The organism is Streptomyces sp. DS1-CR2 (assembly GCF_055760475.1).
Map to the genome: position 1 here is coordinate 3,388,954 of NZ_CM147085.1, position 18,365 is coordinate 3,407,318.

At 72.7% G+C, this 18,365-nt stretch carries 12 protein-coding genes and 1 tRNA gene; 5 read left to right on the top strand and 8 right to left on the bottom strand.

The features are described from left to right. Positions 1-33: 33 nt before the first annotated feature. Entirely contained in the window at positions 34-1,020 is a 987-nt protein-coding gene (locus tag ACY0PA_RS16640) for a methyltransferase domain-containing protein (RefSeq protein WP_473085354.1), read from the bottom strand. A gap of 231 nt (positions 1,021-1,251) precedes the next feature. Here ACY0PA_RS16640 and ACY0PA_RS16645 point away from each other — a divergent pair, with 231 nt between their 5' ends. The 4 genes from ACY0PA_RS16645 (at position 1,252) to ACY0PA_RS16660 (ending at position 8,979) form a co-directional block, all read left to right on the top strand. Then, complete coding sequence (locus ACY0PA_RS16645; RefSeq protein ID WP_473085355.1) at positions 1,252-1,656, top strand: globin; 405 nt, start codon at positions 1,252-1,254, stop codon at positions 1,654-1,656. A gap of 136 nt (positions 1,657-1,792) precedes the next feature. Continuing rightward, positions 1,793-5,152: an FtsX-like permease family protein gene (locus ACY0PA_RS16650; RefSeq protein ID WP_473085356.1), complete on the top strand. Its 3,360-nt coding sequence runs from the start codon at positions 1,793-1,795 to the stop codon at positions 5,150-5,152. 1 nt (position 5,153) lies between these two features. Continuing rightward, a complete protein-coding gene (locus ACY0PA_RS16655; RefSeq protein WP_473085357.1) occupies positions 5,154-7,931 on the top strand; it encodes an FtsX-like permease family protein in 2,778 nt (925 codons plus the stop codon). A gap of 91 nt (positions 7,932-8,022) precedes the next feature. Continuing rightward, positions 8,023-8,979 carry an ABC transporter ATP-binding protein gene (locus ACY0PA_RS16660; RefSeq protein WP_473085358.1) on the top strand — a complete coding sequence of 319 codons (957 nt, stop codon included), beginning with the start codon at positions 8,023-8,025 and terminating at the stop codon, positions 8,977-8,979. A gap of 40 nt (positions 8,980-9,019) precedes the next feature. Here ACY0PA_RS16660 and ACY0PA_RS16665 read toward each other — a convergent pair whose 3' ends face one another. The 7 genes from ACY0PA_RS16665 to ACY0PA_RS16695 form a co-directional block, all read right to left on the bottom strand. Beyond that, positions 9,020-9,694 (bottom strand): DUF8010 domain-containing protein, encoded by a 675-nt coding sequence (locus ACY0PA_RS16665; RefSeq protein WP_473085359.1) that lies wholly within the window; start codon positions 9,692-9,694, stop codon positions 9,020-9,022. Continuing rightward, on the bottom strand, positions 9,691-10,131 hold the full coding sequence (locus ACY0PA_RS16670) for an acyl-CoA thioesterase (protein WP_469988183.1): 441 nt from the start codon (positions 10,129-10,131) through the stop codon (positions 9,691-9,693). Before ACY0PA_RS16670 ends, ACY0PA_RS16665 begins: the two co-directional genes overlap by 4 nt. After that, on the bottom strand, positions 10,131-11,795 hold the full coding sequence (gene ettA / locus ACY0PA_RS16675; RefSeq protein WP_326712961.1) for an energy-dependent translational throttle protein EttA: 1,665 nt from the start codon (positions 11,793-11,795) through the stop codon (positions 10,131-10,133). Before ettA ends, ACY0PA_RS16670 begins: the two co-directional genes overlap by 1 nt. Positions 11,796-11,974: 179 nt before the next feature. Then, complete coding sequence (locus ACY0PA_RS16680; protein WP_473085360.1) at positions 11,975-13,390, bottom strand: Cys-Gln thioester bond-forming surface protein; 1,416 nt, start codon at positions 13,388-13,390, stop codon at positions 11,975-11,977. Positions 13,391-13,712: 322 nt separating this feature from the next. Beyond that, the gene (locus ACY0PA_RS16685) at positions 13,713-14,228 is read right to left on the bottom strand and encodes a single-stranded DNA-binding protein (RefSeq protein WP_473085361.1); all 516 of its coding nucleotides are present in this window, start codon (positions 14,226-14,228) and stop codon (positions 13,713-13,715) included. 196 nt (positions 14,229-14,424) lie between these two features. Further along, positions 14,425-16,266, bottom strand: coding sequence for a YfjP family GTPase (locus ACY0PA_RS16690; protein ID WP_473085362.1), 1,842 nt, complete (start codon positions 16,264-16,266; stop codon positions 14,425-14,427). A gap of 5 nt (positions 16,267-16,271) precedes the next feature. Beyond that, complete coding sequence (locus tag ACY0PA_RS16695) at positions 16,272-17,924, bottom strand: dynamin family protein (protein WP_473085363.1); 1,653 nt, start codon at positions 17,922-17,924, stop codon at positions 16,272-16,274. Between the two features lie 277 nt (positions 17,925-18,201). Here ACY0PA_RS16695 and ACY0PA_RS16700 point away from each other — a divergent pair. Further along, positions 18,202-18,274, top strand: a tRNA-Arg gene (locus tag ACY0PA_RS16700). Positions 18,275-18,365: the final 91 nt, after the last annotated feature.

Genomic DNA, 18,365 nt, shown 5'->3' on the forward strand with positions numbered 1-18,365 from the left:
GCATCCGGTCTGTATCTGCGTCCGGTCCGGCATCTACATCCGGTCCGGCCGCAGTGACCAGGCGTACGGCCCTTCGGGGTCGTCCAGCCAGGCCCACTCGTGCTCGCCGCTGACCGTGATGCCGAACCGTTCCCGCTCGGGCCGTCCCTCCCGCTCCCACAGGGCGAGGGCCTCGTGCGGGTCGAGCCGGCCCGCGGTCAGCGAGAGCAGGAACCGGAACAGGTCGTCGGCGAGGACCCTGCGGGGCAGCCCGCCGATGTGCTGCACCGGTTCTTCGCCCTGCGTCGCTCCGCGCAGGGGCACGAAGTAGGCGGGCGTGTGCAGGAAGCGGCCCTCGGCGTGGCCGGCCTCGCGCACCGTGAGCAGGATCAGACCGGTCGCGAGGGGCGCCAGGATGCGCGCCCCTGGCCTGCACTGCGCGGGCCAGGCACTGGGCACGTTCCGCAGCGCGCAGGTCGCGATGATCCGGTCGTACGGGGCGTGCTCGGGACACCCGGTCGCACCGTCGCCCGTGACGACGGCCGGCCGGAAGCCCGCCGCGGCGAGGTGCCGGCGCGCGGTCTCGGTGATCTCCGGGTCCAGGTCGACCGTGGTGACGTTCTCGTCGCCTGCGCGGCGGGCGAGCAGCGCGGCGTTGTAGCCGGTGCCCGCGCCGATCTCCAGGACACGGTGCCCTTCGTGTACGTCCAGCTCGATGAGCATCCGTGCCATCAGGGACGGCTGGCTGCTGGACGAGACCAGTTCCCCGTCGCGGACCCGGGTGGCGAGCGGCTCGTCGGCGTAGGCGCCGCGCAGCCAGCGCTCCCGCTGCCGCGGGTCGGGGTCCTCGCGCCACAGCCGCCGATAGCCGGTCGGCGCCGGAAGGTAGTAGTAGGGCACGAACACATGGCGCGGGACCTGCTCGAACACCTCGCGCCAGGCGGGGTCGCCGTCGAAGGCCCCGCTCACGGCGATCTCCCGCACGAGCGCGGCCCGCGCCGCCTCGGCTCCCGCCTCCGGGTCCGTGCCCTGTGCGCCCATACGTCCACTGTGCTGTGCCCGGGACGTAAGAGCGAGCCCCCGTCCGGGGTGTACTCCGGTGCTGGAAGGGCAGGGCCGCCGGGCGGGTCGGCGGGCAGGGCCTAAGCCTCAAGTCCTCGTCCCGGTCGTCTGAGACGATGGACACATGCTGCATTTCCCGGGGGACCACCCCGGGGCCCCGGCCGGACAGGCATCGGGGTGACCCGAGCGAGAGTTGTGAGGCCCACCGACGTGACCGAGATTCCGCGCGGCACGCTCCAGGAGCAGACCTTCTACGAGCAGGTCGGCGGCGAGGAGACCTTCCGGCGCCTGGTCCACCGCTTCTACGAGGGGGTCGCCCAGGACCCGCTGCTGCGGCCGATGTACCCGGAGGAAGATCTGGGTCCGGCCGAGGAGCGTCTCACGCTGTTCCTGATGCAGTACTGGGGCGGTCCCCGCACCTACAGCGACAACCGGGGCCACCCGCGTCTGCGGATGCGGCACGCGCCGTTCACCGTGGACCAGGCGGCGCACGACGCGTGGCTGCGGCACATGCGGACCGCGGTCGACGAGCTCGGCCTGTCCGAGGAGCACGAGCACACGCTCTGGAGCTACCTGACGTATGCCGCGGCTTCGATGGTGAACACGGCGGGCTGACACGCCGCTGTCCGGTACGCCGTTATCCGATGCGGCGCCCCCGATATCCGGTTCGAACCCCTTCCCCAACTCCGTTCGCTCTGAAAGCATCCGGACAGACTTTCGGGGGATGTGCAGAGCGGGTACGGGGGCAGGGGTGTCGGGATTTGTCCTACTCAGGGTGCGCGCGCACCGGTTGCTCCTGACCGCTGCGCTTCTCGCGGTTCTGCTGACGGCGTCCGTTCTCGCGATGCTCAGCGCCTTCTCGGGCGCGATCGGTGACGCCGCTCTGCGCAGCAGCCTGCGCACCCGCGACGCCGCGACCACGGCGCTGACGGTCAAGGCCGATGTGCCCGCCGGGGGCCGCGAGGCGGCGGACGCCGCGGTCCGCTCCGGGGCGCGGGACATCTTCGGCGGGCTGCCGGTGAGCGTGCAGGCGCTGATGAGGTCGGGCCCGTACGCGCTGCCGCGCTCGCTCCAGCCGCCGGACGCCCGCTCCGGGAACCCCGACCTGACCCAGTTCGCGGCGCTGGAGCGCGGCGAGGTCCGCATCACGAAGGGCCGCGCCCCCGAGGCGGCGCAAGGATCCAAGGCACCACACGGATCCAAGGCGCCCGTCGAGGCTGCGCTCCCCGAGGCCGCCGCCCGGCAGCTGAAGCTGCACCCCGGCGACAAGCTCACGCTGAAGGACCGCTTCGGCGGCCCCACGGTGCCGGTCGTGCTCACCGGCGTGTATCAGCCCGTCAGGCCGACCGCCCCCTACTGGAAGCTCGACGACCTCGGCGGCCGCGGCATCCAGAAGATCTCCTTCACGACGTACGGGCCCCTGCTCGCCGACCCCTCCGTCCTCGCGGCAGGCCGGGTCTCCGCCGGGAAGTCGGCCTGGCTGGCGTCCGCCGACTTCTCGTCGGTGACGACGGCGGACATCGACGCGCTGCGCGCCGGCGCCCGCGAAGGCACCAAGGCGCTCCTGCGCGAGAAGGCGCTCGCCGGCACGACCGGGGTCAACACCTCGCTGCCGGAGACCCTCGACCGGGCGGAGCGCGCCCTGCTCGTCTCCCGCTCCACCCTCCTCATCGTCGCGCTCCAGCTCGTCCTGCTCGCCACGTACACGCTGCTCCTGGTCGCCCGGCTGCTGAGCACGGAGCGCGCGGGCGAGACGTGGATGCTGCGGGCGCGCGGCGGTTCGCGGGCCCGGGTGACCTCGCTCGCGGCGATCGAAGCACTGCTGCTCGCGCTGCCCGCGGCCGTGTGCGCGCCGCTCCTCGCGGGCCCACTGATCCGGCTGCTGTCCTCCTGGGGTGCCCTGTCGCGGATCGGGCTGCGGCTCGACGTGGGGGCGAGCCGCGGGGTGTGGCTCGTCGCCGTGGCGGTCGCGGTGGGCTGCGCGCTCGCCGTGACGGTGCCCTCGCTGAGCGCCGCAGGTCCCGAGCGCGGCCGCGCCAGGTCGCTGCCGGCGCCGCTGCGGGCGGGCGCCGACGTGGGCCTCCTGGTCATCGCGGCCGTGGCGTACTGGCAGTTGGACCGGCAGACGTCCGGTTCGGGCGCGCTCAGCAGCAACACCTCGGGCACCCTCGGCATCGACCCGCTCCTCGTCACGGCCCCCGCCCTGGCCCTGCTCGCCGGAACGGTCCTGACGCTGCGGCTGCTGCCGCCCGCCGCGAAGCTCGCGGAGCGGCGCGCGGCCGGCGGGCGCGGACTGTCGGCGGCGCTCGCGGGCTGGCAGTTCAGCCGCCGCCCGCTGCGCGGCGCGGGCCCCGTCCTGCTCCTCGTACTCGCGGTCGCCATGGGCATGTTGGCGATCGGACAGGGAGCGTCCTGGAACCGCTCGCAGGAGGACCAGGCGGACTTCCGTGCGGGCGCCTCCCTCCGCGTCCTCGCACCGGGAGGCGGGCTCGGCCAGGCCGGGATCTACGCGGCGGCTCCTGGCGTACGGGACGCGGCGCCCGCCGTGCGCGCCACGATGCCCCTGAGCGGAGGCCGGGAAGCGACGCTCCTGGCCCTCGACACGGCGCACGCCACGGACCACTTGATGCTGCGCGACGACCTGTCGGAGAAGTCCCCTTCGCGGCTGCTGTCATCGCTGCGCACCGGCGACGACGACCGCTCCCCCGGCGTCGTACTGCCCGCCGACGCGACCGGCGCCTCCCTCACCCTGCGCCTGAGCACGGCCGCCCGTCCGCACGACGCCTCGCCGTCCGATGTGAAGGGCAGCGTCACCGCGACCGTCGAGGACCGCTACGGAATCCCGTACCAGGTGTTCCTGGACGACCTGCCCGCCGACGGGCGCGCGCACCGGCTCCCCATGAGCCTCGGCGGGGGCGGCTCCATCTCCCTCGACCGGCCCGCGACCCCGCTGACCCTGACCGGCCTGGCCCTCGACATCGACCAGCCCGTCACCGAGACGGTGAAGCACCGCCTGACGTTCGAGGGACTGCGGTCCGTGAACGCGGCGGGGGCGCAGCAGTCGCTGAAGCCGGGCACGCGGTGGCGGGCGTCCGTGCAGGGAGGCGCGGAAGGAAGCGGTGACACCCGGCCCAGCGCCCCGGTGCTCGGGCGGCCGTCGGGCGGCCATGTGTCCGTCGGGTTCGACACCGGGCAGCTCGACCCGCTGCACATCCCGTTCGGGGCGCCGCCCAGCATGAGCGTCCGGCTCACCGCGAAGCGCCCCGCGGTCAAGGAGGTCACCGCCGTGGCCACCGACCGCTTCCTGCGCTCGTCCGGCGCGAAGGTCGGGTCCACCGTCGCGGTCCCCGTCAACGGCTCGCCCCTCAAAGTGCGGATCTCCGCGAGCGTACGCGCCCTGCCGACCACGGGACCCGAGGCCGGGGCCGACACCACGGCCGGGGCGGACACCGGCCCCAAGTCCGCCGACGGGGGCGCCCTGTTGCTCGATCTGCCCACCCTGAACCGGGCGCTCGCCGACCGGCACAAGGAGAGCGTCCTGCCCGACGAGTGGTGGCTGAGCAGCGAGCCCGGCCGCAGTGCCGAGGCCGCCGCCGCGCTGCGCGCCCGCCCCGACGCCGACCCGGCGCAGGTCGTCGTGCGGTCCGAGATCGCCGAGTCGCTGCGCGACGACCCGCTCGGCGCGGGACCGCAGTCGGCGCTCGCCGCGGCCGCCGTCGCCGCCGCCCTCCTCGCCGCGGTCGGGTTCGCCGTGAACACGGCGGGCTCGATGCGCGAACGCGGCGACGAGTTCGCGATCCTGCGGGCGCTCGGCGCGCCCCGGCGCCGGCTCGCCCGTCTCGTCGCCGCCGAGCAGGGCATCCTGGTCGCGCTCGCCCTCCTGGTGGGACTGGCCCTCGGGACGTTTCTCACGAGAGCCGTCGTGCCGCTGGTCGTACTGACCGGGCAGGCCGTCCAACCGATGCCCCGGGTCCTGGTCGAACTGCCGTGGGGGCAGGTCCTGTTGCTCCTCGCGGGCGTCGCGGTGACGCCCGTCCTGATCACCGCGGGCCTCGCCCTGCGCCGGCCACCGGACGCTGCCCTCACGCTGCGCCGCCAGGGGAGTGAGTGACATGACGCCACCGAACGTCGCCCCCTGGGTGCGCACCCGCCTGCGCACCGCGCCCGGCGCCGCCTGCGCGCTCGCCCTCCTGGTCGCCCTCACGTCGTGCCTGGCCGCCGTGTTCCCGCGCGCCGTCCAGGACTACGAGGACGCGGGCCTGCGCCACGCGGTCTCGGCCGCGGCACCCCAGCGCACCGTCCTCCAGCTCACCACCGCGGAGCCCGGCCTCGGACAGGAGCCGGGCACGCGGGACGAGATGATGCGCACCGAGTCCATGCGCGCCGTGTACGAGGAGATCGTCGACTCGCTGCACGCGCCGCTCGCCGTGGACAAGGCGCAGTCCTCGTACGGGCTGCGCACCACCACGCAGCTGAAGGCGGCCACCGACATGTGGCTGCCGCGGCCCGACGGGCTGCCCGCCGAGTTCACGCTCTCCGCGCAGAGCGGCCTCGCCCGGCACAGCACGGTCGCGGCGGGACGGCTGCCGCGCGCGACGGGCAAGGTCACCTGGGAGACGACCGAGGTGGAGGGCGCCGTGACGGCCGCGACCGCGAAGGCGCTGCACATCGAGCCCGGTTCGGTGATCCACGTGCCCGCCCTGATGAAGGGCAACGTGTCCGTGCGCATCACCGGTGTTCTGAAGCCGAAGGACCGCAAAGCCTCGTACTGGGCGGCCACTCCGCTCCTCGCCGCCCCGTCGCTGCGCCAGACCGAGACGAGACCTCCGTCGGATTTCTGGGTCGGCGGGATCCTCCTCGCGCCCGACGCGGCGCCCGCGCTGCTCGGCACGGCCGGCGACCCCGAGCAGTTCTGGCAGCTCGCGCCCGACCTGGGTTCCCTCGACGCGCGCACCATGCCCGCCCTCAAGTCCGCTCTCGCCTATACGAAGGACGGCCCGGGCCTGCTCGCGGTGCGCGGGGCCACGGGCGGCGACACCGAGGTCGCCACCGGCCTCGACGAGTTCATCACCGGCTACCAGGAACTGCGGTCCCGTATCGGCCCGGTCGTCTCCGTCGCCGCGTACGGCACCGGCACGGTCGCCTGCATCGTGCTCCTGATGGCGGGCGGCCTGGCCGCCGAGCGGCGCCGAGCCGAGTTCACCGTCCTGCGCTCGCGCGGCGGTTCGGTGCGCGGGCTCGCCGGGCGGCTGCTCGCCGAGACGGCGGTCGTGGCGGTGCCCGCGGGCGCGGCCGGACTCGCGCTCGCGCTGGTCGCGGTCCGGCACGGCCGCTGGCAGCCCGCCGTGCTCGCGGCTGCCGCGGTCGTCCTGCTCACCTGCCTGGCCCTGCCCCTGCGGGCCGCCGCCGCGCACCGCCGCGTCCAGGTGGGCGGCGCGCGCGACGACCTCGCCCACGCCCGCCCCTCGCGCCGCCGCACGGTCGCCGAACTCACCCTGCTCGTCCTGGCCGTCGCCTCCATCGTGGCGCTGCGCCGCCGGGGGACCGCCGACGGCGGGGACAGCCTGGTCGCGCTCGCGCCGGTCCTGGTCGGGGTCGTCGCCGCGCTCGTCCTCGTGCGCGTGTATCCGCTGCCGCTGCGCTGGCTGGCCCGCCCGGCAGGCCGGCTGCGCGGCGTCGTCGGCTATCTGTCGCTCGCGAGGACGGGCCGCGCGACGGCCGGTGCCGGTACGGCGGTACTCCCCCTGCTCGCGCTGCTCACGGCGCTGACGACGGCCGCGTTCGGCGGTTCGGTCCTCTCGGGGATCGATCACGAGCGGGACCGGGCGGCGGTCCTCGCTATCGGGGCGGACGCCCGCGTCGAGTCCGGCTCCGCGCTGCCCACCGCACTCACCGGACAGGTCAGGAAGATCCCCGGGGTGCGGGACATGTCGCCGCTCACGCTGCGGTACGACGCCGAGCCGGAGGACGGACGGCGCCAGGTGCCGCTCGCGGCCGTGGACACGGCGTCGTACGCGCGCCTGGCCGCCCGTACGGGCCTCGGGGCGTTCCCCGCCGGAGCCCTGACGACGAACGCCGCGCGGCCCGGCACCGCCGCGTCCCCGCTCCCCGTACTGGCCTCCCCCTCGATGCGGGACGTCTTCGGGACCGGGCCGTTCTCGCTGTGGATGGACGGCGAGGACGTCGTGCTGCGCATCTCCGAGGTCCGTACGACGACGCCCGCCCTGTCCGACGACTTCCTCGTGGTCGACAGGACGGCCCTGGCCCGCCGGGTCGGCATCGGCCAGAAGGCCAACGAGGACATCGCGTACCGCTACCTCCCCACCTCCCTCCTCGTCACCGGCGACCACATCGACGGGGCCGCCCTGCGCAAGGCCGCGGGCTCCCAGGTGTCGGTGCGGCTGCGCGCCACCGAACGCGCCCGGTACGTCGACTCGCCCCTCCAGACCGGCGCCGCCCGCGTCTACGCGGCGGCCGTCGTCATCGGCGCGGGCTACGCGGCCCTGACCCTGCTTCTCGCCCTGGCCCGCGCCGCCCCCGAACGCACCGCGCTCCTCGCGCGCCTGCGCACCATGGGCCTCACCCGCCGCCAGGCCCGCCGCCTCCTGATCCTCGAAGCGCTCCCCCAGGCCGTGCTCGCCGGGGCGGGCGGCGCCCTCACCGGGTGGGCCGCGATCCGGCTCCTCGCGGCGGGCCTCGACCTGACGGGGCTGGCCCTGGCGTCGGCGGGCGGCGGGGGCCCGGTGGCACAGCTGCGTACCGACGCCCCGTCGCTCCTGCTGCCCGCGCTGTGCGTCGTTCTGCTCGCCACGGCCGTGGCGGCCGGACAAGCCTGGTGGACCGGACGGCGGGGATTCGTACGGGAGCTGAGAGCGGGGGAAACGTCATGAACCGATGCGGGCAGCAGGTATACGACCACGACCTCACGGCAGCAAAAGGATCAGCCACGGCGAGGGCCGAAGGGACACCGGGAGAGACCTCATGACCACCAGCGACCCCACCCTCGCCGATCTCGAACGGCGCGCCGCGGACCGCCGCGACCGGCCCGCGTACGGCCATGACGCCCTGATCACCTGCGACCGGCTGGTGCGGATCTTCTCCACCGACGGCGTCGAGGTACAGGCGCTCCAGGGGCTCGATCTCCTGGTGCGCGAGGGCGAGTTGATGGCTCTGGTCGGCGCGTCGGGCAGCGGCAAGTCGACCCTGATGAACATCCTCGCGGGGCTCGACGAGCCGACGGCGGGAGCGGCGAAGGTCGCGGGCTGCGACCTGCTCACCATGGGCGCGAAGGAGCGCCTGCGCTACCGCAGGGACGTCGTCGGCTTCGTCTGGCAGCAGACGGCCCGCAATCTGCTCCCCTATCTGACGGCAGCTCAGAATGTGGCGCTCCCGATGCAGTTGAGGGGCGGCACCAGGCGCTCGCACAAGTCCCGACGGGCCGTGGAACTCCTCGATCTGCTGGGGGTCGGCGACTGTCGCGACCGGCGTCCGCAGGCGCTGTCGGGCGGCCAGCAGCAGCGCGTCGCCATCGCGGTGGCGCTCGCCAACGAGCCGTCGGTCCTGCTCGCCGACGAACCGACCGGCGAGCTGGACTCCCACACGGGCGAGCAGATCTTCGCCGCGTTCCGCACGGCGAACGAGGAGCTGGGCACCACCATCGTGATCGTCACGCACGACCAGACCGTCGCCTCCGAGGTCCGCCGCACCGTCGCCATCCGCGACGGCCGCACCTCGACGGAGGTCCTGCGCCGCACGGAGGTCGACGCGGCGACGGGCCAGGAGTCCCTGATCTCACGGGAGTACGCGATGCTCGACCGCGCGGGCCGGCTCCAGCTCCCCGCGGACCACACGCGGGCGCTGGGTATGCGGGACCGGGTGCTCCTGGAGCTGGAGGAGGACCACATCGGGGTGTGGCCGGACGACACCGAGCCGGGCTGATCCTGATCCGTACCGGGAGGCACGTGTCCGGCGCGGTCGGTCAGACGGGCGACACGGAGAGGCCGGAGATCCCGTTGCCGCGCCGCAGCGCCACGGAGCCGTAGGCCGTGCGCAGCCGCAGCCACGGGCCGCTGCTGAGAAGGTCGAGCGCGTCCCCGCGGAGGAATCCGAGGGACTGGGCCGCGTGGGCGGCCCGCACCGGAACCCCGGTGCCGCCGATGGTCCGCGACCAGATCTCGCGCCCGGTCCGGTCCAGTTCGGCGCGCGTGCGCGCGTCGGGAGCCAACGCGTCGACCCGCGCCTTGAACTCGGCGACAGCGGCCCGTACGAGCCCGCGTACGACGTCCACGTCCGGGAAGCCGGGAACCAGCTCCCAGCCGCCGCGCGGGGGCAGGACACCGGCCCACGGAGGACCGGTCACCGCGGCGGGCACGCGCGCGGTCCCGGCCCGCTCGTCGATCGACTCGAGCAGCTCACCGGCCGACACGGTCACGTCCAGCGAGCTGTCGAGCCCGTACTCGTACGGCTTCAGGAGGCGGGCCGTGCGGATCGCGAGTACCTCGAACGACGGTGGCCGCCCGAAGACGGCAAGGGTCTGTCCGCCGGCCTGGAGCCGCACGGCGGCGGCCCGGTCGTAGTGCACGAGCCGGCCGAGGAAGGCGGCGAGGTCCGCCCCTTCCCCGGCGTCGGCGAAGTGCAGCACGGGTGCCGTCATGCGGCCAGCGCCCCCGAGCCGCTGTCGGCACTGTCGTCCATGTACTCCTGGAGGTACGCCTTCTCCTCGGCGGTGATCCGCCGGGGCCGCTGCGCCTCCAGGTTGAACGGCACGACCACGGTCGAGGCCCGCACGTAGACCTGGTCCTCGTCCTTGATCTCGTACGCGATCGTGAGCGACGCGGCGCTGATCTTCGTCACCCACGATTCGATGGTGACCGGCGTGTGCCGGTGCACCAGCGGGCGTACATAGTCGATCTCGTGGCGGGCCACGACGGACCCGCCGGAGAACGACGGCGACCCGTCCCCGGGCGCCAGCTGGAACATGAAGTCGATCCGCGCTTCTTCCAAGTACCGCACGAAGACAGCGTTGTTGACATGCCCGAAGGCATCCATGTCCGACCAGCGCAGGGGGCAGGCGTAGATATGACGCACGATCAGCCTCGCGTCAGCTTCTTGTACGTGGCACGGTGCGGGCGCGCGGCGTCCGCGCCGAGGCGCTCGATCTTGTTCTTCTCGTACGACTCGAAGTTGCCCTCGAACCAGTACCACTTGGAGTCACCCTCGTAGGCGAGGATGTGCGTGGCGACCCGGTCCAGGAACCAGCGGTCGTGGGAGATGACCACGGCCGCGCCCGGGAACTCGAGCAGCGCGTTCTCCAGCGACGACAGAGTCTCGACGTCGAGGTCGTTCGTCGGCTCGTCGAGGAGCAGCAGGTTGCCGCCCTCCTTGAGCGTCAGGGCGAGGTTGAGGCGGTTGCGCTCACCGCCGGACAGGACGCCGGCCGGCTTCTGCTGGTCCGGGCCCTTGAAGCCGAAGGCGCTGACGTACGCGCGCGACGGCATCTCGACCTGGCCGACGTTGATGTAGTCGAGCTCGTCCGACACGACGGCCCAGAGGGTCTTCTTCGCGTCGATGTTGGCGCGGCTCTGGTCGACGTAGGAGATCTTGACCGTGTCGCCGACCTTGATCGAGCCGTTGTCCGGCGTCTCGAGGCCCTGGATCATCTTGAACAGCGTGGTCTTGCCCGCGCCGTTCGGACCGATGACGCCGACGATGCCGTTGCGCGGCAGCGTGAACGACAGGTCGTCGATGAGGACCTTGTCGCCGAAGGCCTTGGAGAGGTTCTCGACCTCGACGACGATGCTGCCCAGGCGCGGGCCCGGCGGGATCTGGATCTCCTCGAAGTCCAGCTTGCGCATCTTGTCCGCCTCGGCGGCCATCTCCTCGTAGCGGGCGAGACGGGCCTTGGACTTGGTCTGGCGCCCCTTGGCGTTGGACCGCACCCACTCGAGCTCTTCCTTGAGCCGCTTGGCGCGCTTCTCGTCCTTGCGGCCCTCGACCTTGAGGCGCGTGGCCTTCTTGTCGAGGTACGTCGAGTAGTTGCCCTCGTAGGGGAGCGCGCGGCCGCGGTCCAGCTCGAGGATCCACTCGGCGACGTTGTTCAGGAAGTAGCGGTCGTGGGTCACGGCGACCACGGCGCCCGCGTACTTGGAGAGGTGCTGCTCCAGCCAGTTCACCGACTCGGCGTCGAGGTGGTTGGTGGGCTCGTCGAGGAGCAGCAGGTCGGGGGCCTCGATGAGGAGCTTGCACAGCGCCACGCGGCGCTTCTCGCCACCGGAGAGGTTGTTGACGGGCCAGTCGCCGGGCGGGCAGCCCAGGGCGTCCATGGCCTGCTCGAGCTGCGCGTCCAGGTCCCATGCATTGGCGTGGTCCAGGTCCTCCTGGAGCTTGCCCATCTCCTCGAGGAGGGCGTCCGAGTAGTCGGTCGCCATGAGCTCCGCGACCTCGTTGAAGCGGTGGAGCTTCTTCATGGTGTCGGCGGCGCCGTCCTGCACGTTCTCCAGGACCGTCTTCGACTCGTCGAGCTGCGGCTCCTGCATGAGGATGCCGACGCTGAACCCGGGCGAGAGGTAGGCCTCACCGTTCGACGGCTGCTCGAGACCCGCCATGATCTTCAGCACCGTGGACTTACCGGCACCGTTGGGACCCACGACACCGATCTTCGCGCCGGGCAGGAAGTTCAGGGTGACGTCATCGAGAATCACCTTGTCGCCGTGCGCCTTGCGCGTCTTGCGCATGGTGTAGATGAACTCAGCCAAGAGAAACCGTCCGGCAATCGATGTGTGGGCAGATACACCCCATCTTGCCTGACGTCCATCCCCGGATGGAAACCGCGTGGCGTGCGTCACTCTTGGTGACGCTCCGGGTTCGGTCGGGGACGCATACGGCCCCGGCCGCCGTGGAGGCGGGCCGGGGCCGGCGTCGGGCGAGGTGGGGGTCAGTCCTGGGTCGGGGCCTTCTTCTTACGGACCAGGAAGACCGCGCCCCCGCCGATCACCACGAGGGCTATGGCGATGCCCGCGATCAGCGGGGTGGCGTTGGAGCTGCCGGTCTCGGCGAGGTCGCCGGCCTTGGTGCCGGTGCCGCCCACGGAAGCCGGGCTGGGCTGCGACGACGGCTGCTCGCCGACGCCCGTGGTGCTCTCGGTCTTGCAGTCGAGGACGCCCTTGAAGCGCTTCTCGAAGCCGTTCGGACCCTTGATCGTGAAGTCGTACGCCTGGTCCTCCTGCAACGGGATCGTCACCGTCTGCGAGGCACCCGCCGCGATCGTGTGCTCGAGGCCCATCAGCTTGAAGGTGAACGCCTCGTCGCCCTTGTTGGTCGCCGTGATGTCCACGCCGCCCTTGGCGCAGTTCTTCTGCGCCGACAGCGCGGGGGCCGCACCCTTCTTCGCCCAGTTCGCCGTGGCGGTCGCGGAGACCGTCGACTCGCTGGAACCGGCGAGAATCTGCGTCTGGCTGCGGGTCTCGGAGGCGAAGGCCCGGCCGACCGGCACGGTGGTCGAGGCCTGCACCGTCAGCGCGGCCGTGCCGTCGGCGGCGCCCTCGGGGACGTCGAAGAACAGCTGCCCGCCGTCGGCGGCGGACGTCACGGGCTTGCCGTCCTTGTCGACGACCTTCACCCCGCTGGCGGCCGCGTCGGCGGGCGGCGTCACGCTCACGCTGCCGGCGTTCGTACGGACCGTGACCGGGCCGAGCCGGTCACCGGCGCGGCCGGAGACGGCAGAGGGCTCCAGGTTCAGCGAGGCCTTCGGCTCGGCGAGGGACTGGGCGCTTTTCTGCAGGTAGTCGGCGAGCTTCTCGGCCGCGGGGCTGACCGCGTCCACGTCCGCGCCGTCCGAGTAGCGCCAGATGGCGACCTGGGTACCGGCCGCGGCGTCCTTCTCGGTGAGGCTGCCGGCGCCGGCCTTGCGGGCCAGCTCGGCGAGGTCGTTGACCTGGGGGTAGGAGTTCTGCAGGATCCAGCGGATCTTGCCCGCGTCCGCGTTCCCGTTCAGCGACGTGCCGCTCCAGGGGGTCTCCTGGTACTTGGCGTCCCGCTGGGTCGGGTTGTGGATGTCGATGCAGTACGTCTGCAGCGTGCCGCCGTTGTCGACGGACATCTCGAACAGTCCGGCGGAGACGGGCTGGTCCTTGCCGTTGTCGTGGATGACGGCCTGACCGTAGGTCTTGAGCCCGCCGATCGTGGCGGTCGCGCCACCCTGCTGCTGGGGGACCTCGTCCGCAGAGGCCGCACCAGCGCCGGATATCGCGACGGTGGCCACGAGTCCGGAGACCAGGGCCGCCGCGGCGAGGCGGGCGGCGCCCCGCCCGCGTGGGGTGACCGCCGACAACACAGATACCGCAGAGAACACAGAATTCCCCTTCAGGCGGGAGACATTGGCACGAGGGGGGTGACGTCCCGCCGACAGAACGATGTGTGAATCAGACGCTTGAGCAGACATCCGAAACAATGGCCCCGTGGGCTACGCCCGGCATACTAAGGAAGCGGCGCACCACAGTCCCCAGGTCAGAGCGGTACGAGAGCGATCCGACTCGGAATCGTTATCGCCGCTAATGATTGCGGCCCTGGCTTATCGACAAATCAACGGCACGGAACCGGTGTTCATTCGCAGATAAGCCGCACTTCGGGCCGCATTCGCCCCGCGACTCGGCCTGAGGGCTCAGCGGTCTGTTTCAGCCGACGGCGGCCGGTTCTCGCTGTTCAGTCTGTTCACTCTGTTCGTCCAGTTCACCCTGTCCACCCTGCTCACCCTGCTCCTCGGGTGCGCCATCCGCTTGCGGCTCGATCTCGAACGACGGCTCGTCGCCGTCCGGTTGGCGCCCCGGCCGGGTCTGCCGGCTCCGCCGGAACGCGGTCGTCCCGCGCGACAGGTCATGCCCGACGGCCGACGCCTGGATGTCCGCCGACGTCCAGTGCTGCCCGCCCCGCTCTTCGTCCCGCACCCGCAACCTCCCCTGGACCAGCACCGGTTCGCCAATGGACAGCGAGCCCTGCACGTTCGTGCCGAGCGTGCCCCACGCCCACACCGTGAAGAAGTTCGTGTGCCCGTCCACCCACTCGTTGCGCACCCGGTCGAAGCGCCGGGCCGTCGCCGCGAGCCGGAACCGCGCCACCGGCCCCTTCGGCAGCTCCCGGTACACCGGCGTCGTCGCGACGTTACCCACGACCGTCACCGTCATCTCGCTCATGTCGGTCCACCCCTCCCCTGCGCACGGACGCGTGCGGGCCCGTCCCGCACGGCCTCGTCCGTACCGCGTTCCCGGTCGGTTCCGGGCCGCGATCTCAGAGTGCCTGTGCCGGGACGAGCCCGCTGGTGCCTGTGTTCTACCGGCCAGTTGTGGAAATCCCCGTCACCCGGCCAGGTGGCGACTCACGTCCGCGGGGTCACCCCATCACCTTCACGTACTGCTCCCGGACCTCCCGGTACCGCAGCAGCTCGGCGGCCACCGGATCGAGGACGCGGGCTCGCCCGCACCCCGCAGCCGCCTCCCGAAGGCGCCGTTCCGCGTCGAGCCCGTAGCGCCGCGCCGGCCCCTTCGCCGCCATCCGGCACGACCACTCCACACACGGTCCGCCGATGATGCCGCACAGCATCAGCAGCACCGGCACTGCGAGATTCGGATCGAGAACCCCGATGATCTGCCCCAACAGCCATAGCCCGCCGATGACCTGAATGATCGTCATGGAGACCTGTGCGAGGACCGCGACCGGCCACCAGCCGGGCCTCGGCAGCCGAGGCGGCGGCGACCCCGCCGAGACCGCCAGGTCGTCGAGCGCCAGGTCGTCGAGCGCCTCCGGGAGCCCCTCGGCTCCCCGCGTCGCCGCCTCCCGCACCGCCTGTCCCCATGGCCGCGGCAGCCCCGCCGACGCCCGCTCGCCGACGATGCGCACCGCGTGCTCCACGCGCTGGCGCGCCGTCGCCTCGTCGTCGCAGGGCGAAGGCCTGACCGTCAGCGTGTCGCCCGGGCTGCGCCGGGACTCGTACCAGCGCCAGAGCCGCAGCCAGGGGGTGCCGCACGCCTTGTTGGCGTTGCGGCGCCAGGCGCGTTCGGCCGCCTGTCCCGCGGCCTCGGCGCCCACGGCGTCGGCGAGCCGGTCGGTGAACTCCTCGCGGGCGTCCTCGCTGAGCCCGCTCTTGCGTCCGGTCGCGTAGACGGGCCGCAGCCGCAGCGCCACCGCGTCGATGTCGGCCGCGATCCGGCGGGCGGCGGTGCCTTGTTCGCGCGTGAACTGGTCCAGGGACTCGCGCAGTTCATCGACGCCGTCGCCGGTGAGGGCGGACAGGGAGAGCACGGTCGCGCCCGGTTCGCCGTGCTCGCCGAGCGCGATCCCGTCCTCGTCGAGCAGGCGGCGCAGATCGTCGAGTACGAGGTCGGCGGCCTCGCCGGGCAGCCGGTCCACCTGGTTGAGGACGACGAAGGTGACCTCCGCGTGTCCGGCCAGGGGCCGCAGATAGCGCTCGTGCAGCATCGCGTCGGCGTACTTCTCGGGGTCGACGACCCAGATGACGGCGTCGACGAGCGCGAGGATCCGGTCGACCTGCTGACGGTGCTCGACGGCCGCCGAGTCGTGGTCGGGCAGGTCCACCAGGACGAGCCCCTTGAGGGGCGTGTCCACGTCCTGGGGACCCTGGCCCTGGAGCGGGCGGCGGCGCAGCCGGCCGGGGATCCCGAGCCGGTCGAGGAGCCCCGCGGCGCCGTCCGTCCAGCTGCACGCGATGGGCGCGGAGGTGGTGGGCCTGCGCAGTCCCGTCTCGGACAGGGGCACGCCCGCGAGGGCGTTGAAGAGAGTCGACTTGCCACTGCCGGTGGCACCCGCGATGGCGACGACGGTATGCCGGACGGAGAGCCTGCGCCGGGCGGCCGCCTCGTCGAGCACGTGGCCCGCCTCGGCGAGGACCGCGCCGTCGACGCGGGCCCGGGAGAGCCCGACGAGTTCGCGCAGCGCGTCGAGGCGCTCGACGAGCGCCGCGTCGGCGCCGTGCAGCTCGTCCTCATGGCCGTACGGGCCGGGTAGTGCCTCCACGTCGAAGACTCCGGAGTCCGCGACGCGCCGGGCGATGAGCCCGTCGTCCCAGGCGCCACCGTAGCCGTCCACGTCCTCCCGGGGTGGATCCACGCGCCCGGCCGGCTCCGTGCCATCGGCGTGCCCGGCGTGCCCGGCGTGATCGGTGTGATCGGTGTGATCGGTGTCGGTGTGGTCCGTGTGGTCCGTGACGGCGGTCACCGCGGTCACCTCTCCTTCTGCAGTACGGACAGCGCGGCGATCAGTTCGGCCTGGGACTCGGGATGTACGTCGAGTGCGTCGAGCGGCGCGAGCCTGCGCTCGCGCTCCACTGCGAGCACCTTGTCCAGGTATTCGGTGAGCAGCCGCCCGCCCCGGTCGCGCAGGCGCAGGGCTCCTTGGGCACCGATGCGTTCGGCGAGGCTCTCGCCGGCGCTGCGGGCGCGGTTCCCGCCGAGGAGGGCGGTGGCAAGGAGGGCGGCGACGAGTTCGGTGTCGGGCGGCGGAGTGGTGTCGAGGATGCGTACCTGTTCCTCCGCGTACTCCTCGAGCATGCGGCGCCAGCGGCGTACGGCGATGCCGATGCGGTGTTCCGCGGTCTCCAGGTCGGGGTCGCGGTCGGCGAGTCCGTCCGCGGCGCCCGCGGGGTCGCGGTGCCAGGCCTCGTCGATGCGTTCGTCGGCGGCGGTGACGGCGCACAGGAGGAGCGCGCCGAGGCTCTCGGTGAGCGCGTCGAGCAGTTCGGCCGGCGCGCAGTCGAGGGGGTAGCTGCGCCACCGCTTGAGGGCGTCCCCGGCAAGCACGCCGCCGCTCTGGAGCCGGGTGCGCACGCGCGCGTGCTCCTTCGCGTACGTCTCGTCGACGGTGGCGGTGAGGCGCAGGGCGGCGGCGTACTGGGAGGCGACGGCGCCCGCGAGTCCGGGGGTGCGGACCCGGAGGGAGTCGATGACTCCGTCGGCGGTGCGGGCGATGGCGGCGCAGCGAGCCGTGGGGTCCTGCACGCGGTGGCTGAGCCAGGCCCGCAGCGGGGCGACGGCGGTGGCCGGCAGGAGGCCGCCGCCGCCGGTGGACTCGGGCAGTTCGGGGACGGTGAAGCGCGGTACGTCGCCGAGTCCGGCCTTGGCGAGCAGGGCCCCGTACTGGCGGGAGACCTCGGCGACCATCTGGTGGGGCACGCGGTCGAGGACGGTGACGAGGGTCGCGTTGTTCTCCTTGGCGCTGCGCAGCAGGTGCCAGGGCACGGCGTCGGCGTAGCGGGAGGCGGTGGTGACCATGATCCAGACGTCGGCGGCGCTGATCAGCCGGGCGGCGAGTACGCGGTTGCGGGCGACGAGGGAGTCGACGTCGGGCGCGTCGAGGAGGGCGAGCCCGCGGGGCAGGTTGCCGGAGGTCTCGACACGCAGGACGTGTTCGTCGTCGTCGGCGGGGGCGGCGGCGCCGAGCTCGATGTCGTCGGGGCGGCGGGGCGTCCATACGCGGGTGAGGTCGGGCAGGACGCGGGCGCCGGAGAACCAGCGGTGGTCCTCGGGGTGGCACACGAGTACGGGGGTACGGGTCGTGGGCCGCAGCACACCGGCTTCGCTGACCTTCCGCCCGACGAGGGAATTGACGAGGGTCGACTTCCCGGCGCCGGTCGACCCGCCGATGACGGCGAGCAACGGGGCTTCGGGGTCTCTCAGCCGGGGCACGAGATAGTCGTCGAGCTGCGCGAGGAGCTCCACCCGGTTGGCACGCGCACGCGGCGCCCCCGGGAGAGGGAGGGGAAAGCGCGCGGCGGCGACACGGTCGCGCAGCGCGGAGAGTGCGTCGAGCAACTGAGGCCGTACGTCCAAGGTCACCACATGCGAAGAATGCCCAATTTTGGCGGCTTTCTGAAGCATATGGGCGTCTCTGCGCGCCGATGCGGCCCATCCGGTCCATGGGACGGAAGGGACGACTGGGGCGCAGGCATAACGAGTGCACAACACCCGGGGCGTGAGACGCCAAAAGCGGTGCAGGATTCGTACCTGCCTGCGATTATCAGGACCGCTTCACCGAACCTCCACATCGTGCCACGGAGGCGAAGCAGCAGGGACAGGGATCCGGGAGCCCTATCCTTGGTCCCGGCAAGGTCACGGATCTCCCCCACATCCGTCCCGAGCCACCGGCCACACACCGGCCCCCGTAGCTCAGTGGATAGAGCAGGCGCCTTCTAAGCGCTTGGCCGCAGGTTCGAGTCCTGCCGGGGGCACCTCTCATCAGCCCCACTTCGGTGGGGCCTTTCTGCTGCGCAGGGGGCGTACTGGGCGCGACACACGCAGAAGCCTCGCCCGCCCGGGAGA